Here is a 9,346-nt window from a genome sequence, read left to right as displayed (position 1 = left end):
GATGGCAATGGCGCCTCTTCCTTACTGGCGTTTGTCAGGGTTTTACCTTTTTTACTTCGCTTTGCTCGGTGCTACAGCGCCTTTTCTGGCGCTGTACTTCCATCACCTCGGATTCTCCAGTGCACGGATCGGCGAGTTGGTCGCCATTCCCATGCTGATGCGCTGCGTAGCACCCAACTTGTGGGGCTGGCTGGGTGATTACACCGGCAAGCGCCTGCTGATCGTGCGGCTGGGTGCGTTGTGCACCTTGCTCGGCTTCAGCCTGATCTTTATCAGCAAGAGCTACGCCTGGCTGGCGCTGGTGATGGCGTTGCATGCGTTCTTCTGGCACGCGGTGCTGCCGCAGTTCGAAGTCATCACCTTTGCTCATTTGCGTGAACAACCGGAGCGTTACAGCCAGGTGCGTTTGTGGGGATCGATTGGTTTTATCCTCACCGTGGTGATTCTGGGTCGCCTGTTTGAATGGCTGAGCCTGGATATTTATCCGGTGGCGCTGGTCGTGATCATGGGCGGCATAGTGTTGTGCAGCTTGTGGGTGCCCAATGCCCAGCCTTCGAATCAGGGGCGTAAACCTCACGAGGGCGGCTTTTTCAAGCAATTGCGCAGCCCCGGCGTGATTGCGTTTTATGTGACCGTTGCGCTGATGCAACTGAGCCATGGCCCGTATTACACCTTCATCACCTTGCACCTTGAAAGCCTGGGTTACAGCCGTGGCGTGATCGGTATGCTGTGGGCGTTGGGGGTTGTGGCTGAGGTTCTGATGTTTTTGGCCATGCGCCGCATCCTGCTCAAGTTTTCGCTGCGTCGCGTGTTGATGGCCAGCTTTGCCTTGGCCGCCTTGCGCTGGCTGTTGCTGGGATCATTTGCCGAATACCTGTGGGTGTTGCTGTTGGCGCAGTTGATGCACGCGGCAACGTTTGGCAGTTTTCATGCGTCGGCAATGAGTTTCGTGCAGCGCAGTTTCGGGCCTGGTCAACAAGGGCAGGGGCAAGCGCTCTACGCCACCCTGGCCGGTATGGGCGGCGCGGCGGGAGCGCTTTATGCCGGTTACAGCTGGAACACACTCGGGCCGACTATCACCTTTAGTATGGCAAGCCTCGCAGCACTGGCTGCAGCCGTTATCATCGCTACTCGATTGCAAGAGGACAGGGCATGAGCCTTACCCGTGAACACTTGAGCCTGGAAATCATTGAAGCCGGGCGTTTTTTATATGGTCGCGGCTGGTCGCCGGCCACCAGCAGCAACTACTCGGCCCGGCTATCGGCCACCGAGGCGCTGCTGACGGTGTCAGGCAAGCACAAAGGCCAGTTGGGCATTGATGATGTGCTGGCCACGGATTTGTCAGGCAACAGCCTGGAACCGGGCAAAAAGCCTTCTGCGGAAACCTTGCTGCACACTCAGCTGTACAGCTGGCGCCCGGAGATCGGCGCGGTGTTGCACACGCATTCGGTGAATGCCACGGTGTTGTCGCGGCTGACGCCGGGTGACAGCATCGAATTTGAAGACTACGAACTGCAAAAAGCCTTCAGTGGTGTGTCTACTCATGAGTCAACAGTTCGGGTGCCGATTTTTGACAATGATCAGGACATCGAGCGACTGGCTGCCAAGGTTCAGCCCTGGCTTGAGGCACACCCTGGCTGCGTGGGTTACCTGATTCGTGGGCACGGTCTGTATACGTGGGGTGCGCGCATGAGCGATGCCTTGCGCCAGATCGAAGCCTTTGAGTTTTTGTTTGAATGCGAGTTGAAAACCCGCGCTGTGCTTAACCGTTAACGCTGACTTCACGTCGAAGAAGCCCACCGCCTGATTTCAACGGTCTGCCTGAACGGCCTGGAAAAAGCCGAAAGTGCACGCCGAAGCTGAGGAATACCCCCATGAGCAGCCTTTCTGTTTACCACGTTTCAAGCCCGGAAATACCCAACAAGGTATTGACCCACCTTGAAGACATCGCCTCCACGCTGGCCGAGCAGGGCGTGCGCTTTGAGCGCTGGCAGGCGGCTGCGCCGATCCAGCCGGGCGCCAGCCAGGACGAAGTGATCGACGCCTATCGCACGCAGATTGATCAATTGATGACTGAGCAGGGTTACGTCACCGTTGATGTCATCAGCCTCAACAGCGACCACCCGCAAAAAGCCGAGCTGCGCGCCAAGTTCCTCGATGAACACCGTCATGGCGAAGATGAAGTGCGTTTTTTCGTGGCGGGCCGTGGGCTGTTTACCTTGCACATTGGTGACTATGTGTATGCCGTGCTGTGCGAAAAAAACGACCTGATCTCAGTGCCAGCGGGCACCCCGCATTGGTTTGACATGGGCGAGCACCCGCACTTTGTGGCCATCCGGTTGTTTAACAACCCTGAAGGCTGGGTTGCCAACTTTACCGGCGAAGACATCGCCAGCCGCTTCCCGCGCCTCGAAGACTAAGGACACCGTATGCCGATCAAAGCCATCCTCACTGACATTGAAGGCACCACCAGCGCCGTCAGCTTTGTGTTTGACGTGTTGTTTCCATTTGCGGCCAAATACCTGCCTGACTTCGTCCGTGAACATGCCGAAGACCCTGAGGTTGCGATGCAACTGGGGGCGGTGCGTCTGGACAGCGGCGAGCCCGAGGCGGACGTTGAGCGGGTGATCGAGATCCTGCAACAGTGGATCGCTGAAGACCGCAAAGCCACGCCGCTTAAGGCGCTGCAGGGCATGATCTGGAAGCAGGGTTACGAGGCGGGCGAGTTGAAAGGGCACGTCTACCCGGATGCCGTCGAGGCACTCAAGGCCTGGCACGAAAAGGGCTATGACTTGTACGTGTACTCGTCAGGTTCGATCCAGGCGCAACAGCTGATTTTTGGCTGTTCGGAAGCGGGCGATCTGACACCCTTGTTCAGCGGCTATTTCGACACCACGTCCGGACCCAAGCGCGAAGCCCAATCGTACCGGCACATCACCGAAGCCATCGGCTGCCCGGCGGGGAAAATCCTGTTTCTATCGGACATCGTCGAAGAGCTGGACGCGGCACAACAAGCCGGCATGCAAACCTGTGGTCTGGCGCGAGAAGGCGGGAAGAAGTTGGGTGATCATCTGACGGTCAGCAGCTTTGCCGAGATCGATATTTAATCTTTGAACGTGAAGGAGCGAGCTTGCTTGCGATCTTTGATGTTGGAAAGATCGCGAGGCAAGCTCACTTCTACAGTTGGATCGCTTACATCCTGTAGTCGCTGACAAGGCACGAAGGCTGCGAGCGAACACCCCCGTAGCAGTTGACGAGCCTTGCGAGGCTACGTCCGGGCGCGCAGCGGCCGCGATCAAAAGATCGCGAGGCAAGCTCACTCCTACAGTTGGATCGCTTACATCCTGTAGTCGCTGACAAGGCACGAAGGCTGCGAGCGAACACCCCCGTAGCAGTTGACGAGCTTTGCGAGGCTACGTCCGGGCGCGTAGCGGCCGTAAATATAGCCAACATCAAAAGCTCGCGAGGCAAGCTCCTACAGTTTGATCAGGCTTTTATCAACGCGTGTGATAGGTCGGCAGGGCAAAGCGATGCTGGCTTTGCAGCAGTGAAATGGTCGGCAGTTCGCTGGCCGTACCTGCCAGATCACGACGAATCGCGCTGATCACCCAAGTCAGTTGCTCTGCGGTGTGCAACTGCGCGTATGAAATGACCCGCTGAGTCTGTTTACCTTCGCTGTCACACAACGTCAGCAATACTCCACCATCCGGGCGGGGCTTAACGTTGACGGTGTAGTTCGAAAATAGGGACGCGAATTTTTCTTGGATCAGGCTCATGTCAATCAGCTCCATTAGCTCATCTGTGCTTGCATGGAGAGGTAGTTGCAGTGATTGTGCCAGTATGGCCATTTAATAAAATCCTTTTAAATCAATGGCTTAGATTTTGGTTGAGATGCTCCCTTCGTGCATTTTGCATGAATGGCCATCATGCATCCTGCATTTTGCCCAGCCACACAGTTTGTTGGCGCGTTTGTACAAGAGTCGTGTTGCTGATTGATTGTCTCTATGACGCTCTTGAGTAAAAAGGGGATGACACCGTTGGCCGCTCTCGGGAAACTACGGCTTTGTGTAGCCAATCTGGAGCCTCATATGTCAGACAACAAGCCAGCCGATCAACAACGGCAGATGACCCCCGAGGAAGCGGCTGAGTTTGCCGAGCAGGTTTTCAATAAAGCCCGCGAAGGCGACGCCGCCATGCTGGCAGCTCTGATGAGCAAGGGCTTGCCGCCTAATTTGCGTAATCACAAGGGCGACACCTTGCTGATGCTGGCCAGCTATCACGGGCATGTTGACGCTGTGAGGGTATTGCTTGAGCACAAGGCTGACCCTGAAATTCGCAATGACAACGGTCAAAGCCCGATTGCTGGCGCGGCGTTCAAAGGCGATTTGGAGATGGTCAAAACCCTGATCGAGGGCGGGGCGCAGGTTGAAGGCGCTTCGTTTGATGGTCGTACCGCCTTGATGATGGCTGCGATGTTTAATCGCACCGAAATCATTAAGTACCTGATCAGCAAAGGCGCCGATCCAAAAGCCAAGGATGCCAATGAGATCACTGCGCTGGATGCTGCCAAGACAATGGGCGCAAACGATAGCGTCGCGCTGTTGAACGAGTTGTTGGGCTGATTACATGCCCTTGAGGCGCGCAATTGATATATCCTGCGCGCCCTCAATTTTCCTTGTGACAGGCCTTGCCCATGAAAAACACTCTCGTTGAACTCATCAGCAAAATCAGCTCTGGGTGCATGGGCGACGAAGAAATTGCAAAAATAGCTGATGAAGCAGCACAAGCCTACGCTGATCAAGACGCTTTTCTGGCGGCAAACCCGGACATCAACTACGACGACACTTACCCTATTGCGTTGGGCGAGTGGGTCGTCATTGGCAGCCTGCCGGAAACCGTCCTGTTCCAGGCTGACACCTATGTCGACCTGTTCACCCAGATCGTTGCCTCGTTTGGTCCTGGCGTGCCTTTCAACATCAAGCCCAAGCAATTGGCCAAAACCGAAGCGCTGACGGCGTTGAACCGTATCCAGATCCAGATGGGCAGCATGAACCCGGAGAACGGCGGCTATGTGCTGCTGAATCTGAGTCAGCCGCTGGATGATGAACTGCAAATGGTGCTGGTGTATGGCAATGACGTGCCACGCGTGCTGGCCTTGTGTGCCGAGGTAGGTATCAGTGCTGCGCCTGCGCTGGAAGCGTTGAAGGTCGCTGTTCACGTTTGATGCCCGGCCTGCAATAAAAAAACGGAACCCTCGCCGTAGCTGACTATCCTAAGTAAACACGCACTCACTCAGGAGCATCACCATGGGGTCGACGTTTAATGGTCTGGTAGGTCTGATTATTCTGGCGCTGGATATTTGGGCCATCATCAATGTGCTCAAAAGTAACGTCGGAACCGGGATGAAAATCCTTTGGGTGCTGTTGATTATCTTCTTGCCGGTGCTCGGCCTCATTATCTGGGCCATCGCCGGGCCGCGAGGCAATGTGCGCATTTAAGTCGTCGGCCAGCGGGTGGCGACGGCTTTATTTGCCGTCACCCGCTGAGTTTGTCTGAGTCAAGGTTCGACCTGTCATGCTCGTCGTCGTAGAATGCGCGCCTTTCTTGGGCAGTTGAACGCGTGTACCGCAACGGTGGTAAACGCTCAAGCTGCCGATCATGGGCGGGTGACCGTCCGTTGCCATCTGCATTCAAAGGGACTTCCCATGACTGAAGTACTTAGCACCGACTATCTCGAAACCCTCTACGAGGGTTATGGTCAGCGTTTTCGTATGGACAAGCTGCTGCACGAAGTGCGCACTGACCACCAGCGCCTGGTGATTTTCGAAAACCCGGTGATGGGCCGGGTCATGGCATTGGATGGCGTGATTCAGACCACGGAAAAGGATGAGTTCATCTACCACGAGATGCTGACTCATGTGCCGATTCTGGCGCACGGCACGGTCAAGCGCGTGCTGATCATTGGCGGCGGCGACGGTGGCATGCTGCGCGAAGTGACCAAGCATGTGGGCATTGAGCACATCACCATGGTCGAGATCGACGGCACCGTGGTTGAAATGTGCAAAGAGTTTTTGCCGAACCACTCCAAAGGGGCCTACGACGATCCGCGCCTGAATCTGGTGATCGATGACGGCATGCGCTTTGTGGCAACCACTGAAGAAAAGTTCGATGTGATCATTTCTGACTCCACCGACCCGATCGGCCCGGGTGAAGTGTTGTTCTCTGAAAACTTCTATCAAGCCTGCCATCGCTGCCTGAATGAAGGCGGTGTGCTGGTGACGCAAAACGGCACGCCGTTCATGCAACTGCAAGAAGTTAAAACCACCGCAGAGCGCATGCGTGGTTTGTTCGCCGATTGGCACTTCTATCAAGCGGCCGTGCCGACTTACATCGGCGGTTCGATGACCTTTGCCTGGGGCTCAACCAACAGCGACTACCGCAAGTTGCCGCTGGAGACGCTGCGTCAGCGCTTTATTGGCAGTGGCATTGTTACTCGCTATTACAACCCTGAAGTTCACCAAGGTTCGTTTGCCTTGCCGCAATACGTTTTGCAGGCGATTAACAAGCCAGGCAACGTTTAACGCGCAGTGAGTTACAGAAAGGGCCGAAAGGCCCTTTCTTATGTTTCAAATTATGCGTTTGCACAAAATTTTCACGTGCCGTCCATGACAATTTGCGTGCAAAATTTCGGCTCGGCTGCTTCTCAGAAGCCATTCACCTGGATTTCCAGTTCAGGTGTCGAGCCAAACCCTGTGCATTAAAGGGTGCAGTATCAGTGGTAAATCACCGGTGATCGTGCAACATTTGCCCGCCCGCGCATGACCTCCTTGCACGTGCGCCCTACAGGCGCAGGTGCTGGCCGTGCACAGAAAAGCCACTTCAACTTGAATCAATTGGGTCCTAAAACGACATGGCAAACCCGGACGCCTTAAAACAACAGAACGCTGCCCAGCGAATGTTGCAACCGACCGTCAAATCGCATCTGGCGTTTACGCTGCTCAGCGCCTTGATCATGATGCTGATGTTTACCCTGTTGCGGGTGGCATTGCTGGTTTACAACCGGGAAATGATCCTGGATACCCCGGCCTCAACGTTCCTCGAAGCCTTTTTCAATGGTCTGCGCTTTGACCTGCGCATCGTGGTTTATCTCAGCATTCCTTTGTTGCTGTCATTGCTCAGTGCGCATGCGATGCGACTGCGCGGTGCCATGCGTTTCTGGCTGACTGCCGCCTCCAGCCTGGCGCTGTTCCTGGGCCTGATGGAGATGGACTTCTACCGTGAATTCCACCAGCGCCTCAACGGTCTGGTCTTCCAATACGTGAAGGAAGACCCGAAAACCGTCATGAGCATGCTCTGGTACGGTTTCCCGGTGGTGCGTTACCTGCTGGCCTGGGCCGTCGGGACGGTGATCCTGTACTTTGCATTTAAAGGTGCAGACCGTTTAACCCGCACCCGTGCGACATCGGCTGCTGGCGCTGGCACTCAACGTGCCGTCGCGCCATGGTATGCGCGCATTGCCGTGTTCATGGTGATTCTGGTGGTGTGTGTGGTCGCTGCTCGCGGCACACTGCGCCAAGGTCCTCCACTGCGCTGGGGTGATGCCTACACAACGGATTCCAACTTCGCTAACCAGTTAGGGCTCAATGGTTCCTTGTCGCTGATTTCAGCGGCGCAGAGCCGCTTCTCGGATGAGCGCAGCAATATCTGGAAAGCCAACCTGCCGCAGCCTGAGGCTCAGCAGACCGTGCGCGACATGCTGCTGACCCCGAACGACAAACTGGTCGATGCGGACACCGCGCCTGTGCGCCGTGATACCACGCCACCAGAAGAAAAAACCCTGCCGATCAAGAACGTTGTCGTCATCTTGATGGAAAGCTTCGCCGGCCACTCGGTGGGTGCACTGGGACGTCCAGGCAACGTCACGCCTTACTTCGACAACCTGGCCAAAGAAGGCCTGCTGTTTGAGCGCTTCTTCTCCAACGGTACGCACACGCATCAGGGCATGTTCGCCACCATGGCGTGCTTCCCGAACCTGCCAGGTTTTGAATACCTGATGCAGACCCCGGAAGGCAGCCACAAACTGTCCGGTCTGCCGGAGCTGCTGAGCGCCCGTAAATACGATGATGTGTATGTGTACAACGGTGATTTTGCCTGGGACAACCAGTCTGGTTTCTTCAGCAACCAAGGCATGACCACGTTCGTTGGCCGTAATGATTTCGTGAACCCGGTGTTCTCTGATCCTACGTGGGGCGTGTCCGACCAGGACATGTTCAACCGTGGCCTGGAAGAGCTGAAAAAGCGTGAAGGCAAAGAGCCGTTCTATGCCTTGCTGCAAACCCTGTCCAACCACACGCCGTATGCCTTGCCGACGCCACTGCCGGTTGAACGGGTGACCGACCGTGGTTCGTTGAACGAGCATTTGACCGCCATGCGCTATTCGGACTGGGCGCTGGGTCAATTCTTTGAAAAGGCGCGTAAAGAGCCGTACTTCAAGGAAACCTTGTTTGTGATCGTGGGTGATCACGGTTTTGGTAACGAGCAGCAGATCTCCGAGATGGACCTTGGGCGCTTTAACGTTCCATTGCTGTTGATCGGGCCGGGCATCCAGGAGAAGTTTGGTGCGCGGGTTGATACCGTGGGTACGCAGATCGACATCGTACCGACCATCATGGGTCGTCTGGGTGGTGAGTTCCGTCAGCAATGCTGGGGCCGTGACCTGCTGAACCTGCCGGAAGGTGACAAGGGTTCAGGCGTGATCAAGCCATCTGGCAACGATCAGACCGTGGCCATCATCAGCGGTGATCATCTGCTGGTTCAGCCTAAAGACATGCCAGCCAAAGTATGGCAATACAACTTGGGCCCGAACCCGCAAGCCAAAGTAGTGACTGACTCGCCAGACGAAGCTGAACTGAAGAAGAAGCTTGAATCCTTCTTGCAGACAGCAACCAAAAGCTTGTTGGATAACACTGCGGGTGTCGTGGATCCGAAGTAAACCAGCGTGAAAAAAGAAGAGGCCTCCGGGCCTCTTTTTTTTTGCGCGTAATGCCGTGACTACGGCGCTATATTTTGCCGAGCAAGAGCAGTATCAGCAGTACGACCAGTACGGTGCCGATAATACCGGACGGGCCGTAGCCCCAGTTTCGTGAGTGAGGGAAAACTGGCAGCCCGCCCACCAGCAGCAAGATCAGGATGATCAGAAGTATCAGGGTCATGACTATTTCCTCATTGATTATTGTCAGTAAGGACGGCGTTCAGTGGCGTTGAAACCACTGCTACGTACGCTCTTAATAAGTCCGACTTGCCGGGCGTGAAAATAATTCAACTTTTTATTCTGTGACGCGTGCTA

Annotated in this window: 11 protein-coding genes; 9 read left to right on the top strand and 2 right to left on the bottom strand. The window is 55.5% G+C overall.

Features of this window, described 5'->3' with window-relative positions; translation table 11 throughout:
• The first annotated feature begins 7 nt into the window (after positions 1-7).
• The 4 genes from TU84_RS17735 (at position 8) to mtnC (ending at position 3,107) form a co-directional block, all read left to right on the top strand.
• The gene (locus TU84_RS17735; protein ID WP_048371265.1) at positions 8-1,156 is read left to right on the top strand and encodes an MFS transporter; all 1,149 of its coding nucleotides are present in this window, start codon (positions 8-10) and stop codon (positions 1,154-1,156) included.
• On the top strand, positions 1,153-1,773 hold the full coding sequence (locus TU84_RS17730) for a methylthioribulose 1-phosphate dehydratase (RefSeq protein WP_048371262.1): 621 nt from the start codon (positions 1,153-1,155) through the stop codon (positions 1,771-1,773). Before TU84_RS17735 ends, TU84_RS17730 begins: the two co-directional genes overlap by 4 nt.
• A 101-nt stretch (positions 1,774-1,874) precedes the next feature.
• Positions 1,875-2,420, top strand: a complete 546-nt coding sequence (locus tag TU84_RS17725; RefSeq protein WP_048371260.1) for a 1,2-dihydroxy-3-keto-5-methylthiopentene dioxygenase — start codon at positions 1,875-1,877, stop codon at positions 2,418-2,420.
• 9 nt (positions 2,421-2,429) lie between these two features.
• Positions 2,430-3,107, top strand: coding sequence for an acireductone synthase (mtnC, locus tag TU84_RS17720; protein ID WP_048371259.1), 678 nt, complete (start codon positions 2,430-2,432; stop codon positions 3,105-3,107).
• A 390-nt stretch (positions 3,108-3,497) separates the two neighbouring features.
• On the opposite strand, the gene TU84_RS17715 is transcribed toward mtnC, so the two are convergent.
• Positions 3,498-3,776: a DUF3509 domain-containing protein gene (locus TU84_RS17715; protein ID WP_048371628.1), complete on the bottom strand. Its 279-nt coding sequence runs from the start codon at positions 3,774-3,776 to the stop codon at positions 3,498-3,500.
• Positions 3,777-4,088: 312 nt separating this feature from the next.
• Here TU84_RS17715 and TU84_RS17710 point away from each other — a divergent pair, with 312 nt between their 5' ends.
• The 5 genes from TU84_RS17710 (at position 4,089) to TU84_RS17690 (ending at position 8,992) form a co-directional block, all read left to right on the top strand.
• A complete protein-coding gene (locus tag TU84_RS17710; RefSeq protein ID WP_048371258.1) occupies positions 4,089-4,622 on the top strand; it encodes an ankyrin repeat domain-containing protein in 534 nt (177 codons plus the stop codon).
• Between the two features lie 71 nt (positions 4,623-4,693).
• Positions 4,694-5,224, top strand: coding sequence for a hypothetical protein (locus TU84_RS17705; protein WP_048371256.1), 531 nt, complete (start codon positions 4,694-4,696; stop codon positions 5,222-5,224).
• An 82-nt stretch (positions 5,225-5,306) separates the two neighbouring features.
• A complete protein-coding gene (locus tag TU84_RS17700) occupies positions 5,307-5,498 on the top strand; it encodes a PLDc N-terminal domain-containing protein (RefSeq protein WP_048371254.1) in 192 nt (63 codons plus the stop codon).
• Positions 5,499-5,705: 207 nt separating this feature from the next.
• The gene (gene speE / locus TU84_RS17695; protein WP_048371251.1) at positions 5,706-6,581 is read left to right on the top strand and encodes a polyamine aminopropyltransferase; all 876 of its coding nucleotides are present in this window, start codon (positions 5,706-5,708) and stop codon (positions 6,579-6,581) included.
• A 329-nt stretch (positions 6,582-6,910) separates the two neighbouring features.
• Entirely contained in the window at positions 6,911-8,992 is a 2,082-nt protein-coding gene (locus TU84_RS17690; protein ID WP_048371250.1) for an LTA synthase family protein, read from the top strand.
• Positions 8,993-9,059: 67 nt separating this feature from the next.
• Here TU84_RS17690 and TU84_RS25685 read toward each other — a convergent pair whose 3' ends face one another.
• Entirely contained in the window at positions 9,060-9,212 is a 153-nt protein-coding gene (locus tag TU84_RS25685; RefSeq protein WP_048371247.1) for a DUF3309 family protein, read from the bottom strand.
• Positions 9,213-9,346 lie beyond the last annotated feature (134 nt).

This window comes from Pseudomonas helleri (genome assembly GCF_001043025.1).
GTDB lineage: Bacteria > Pseudomonadota > Gammaproteobacteria > Pseudomonadales > Pseudomonadaceae > Aquipseudomonas > Aquipseudomonas helleri.
This window is presented reverse-complemented; position numbering and strand designations above follow the sequence as displayed.

Coding starts and splice junctions, on each gene's coding strand:
- TU84_RS17735 (WP_048371265.1), top strand. CDS start 8: ATGGCGCCTCTTCCTTACTGGCGTTTGTCAGGGTTTTACCTTTTTTAC.
- TU84_RS17730 (WP_048371262.1), top strand. CDS start 1,153: ATGAGCCTTACCCGTGAACACTTGAGCCTGGAAATCATTGAAGCCGGG.
- TU84_RS17725 (WP_048371260.1), top strand. CDS start 1,875: ATGAGCAGCCTTTCTGTTTACCACGTTTCAAGCCCGGAAATACCCAAC.
- mtnC (WP_048371259.1), top strand. CDS start 2,430: ATGCCGATCAAAGCCATCCTCACTGACATTGAAGGCACCACCAGCGCC.
- TU84_RS17715 (WP_048371628.1), bottom strand. CDS start 3,776: ATGAGCCTGATCCAAGAAAAATTCGCGTCCCTATTTTCGAACTACACC.
- TU84_RS17710 (WP_048371258.1), top strand. CDS start 4,089: ATGTCAGACAACAAGCCAGCCGATCAACAACGGCAGATGACCCCCGAG.
- TU84_RS17705 (WP_048371256.1), top strand. CDS start 4,694: ATGAAAAACACTCTCGTTGAACTCATCAGCAAAATCAGCTCTGGGTGC.
- TU84_RS17700 (WP_048371254.1), top strand. CDS start 5,307: ATGGGGTCGACGTTTAATGGTCTGGTAGGTCTGATTATTCTGGCGCTG.
- speE (WP_048371251.1), top strand. CDS start 5,706: ATGACTGAAGTACTTAGCACCGACTATCTCGAAACCCTCTACGAGGGT.
- TU84_RS17690 (WP_048371250.1), top strand. CDS start 6,911: ATGGCAAACCCGGACGCCTTAAAACAACAGAACGCTGCCCAGCGAATG.
- TU84_RS25685 (WP_048371247.1), bottom strand. CDS start 9,212: ATGACCCTGATACTTCTGATCATCCTGATCTTGCTGCTGGTGGGCGGG.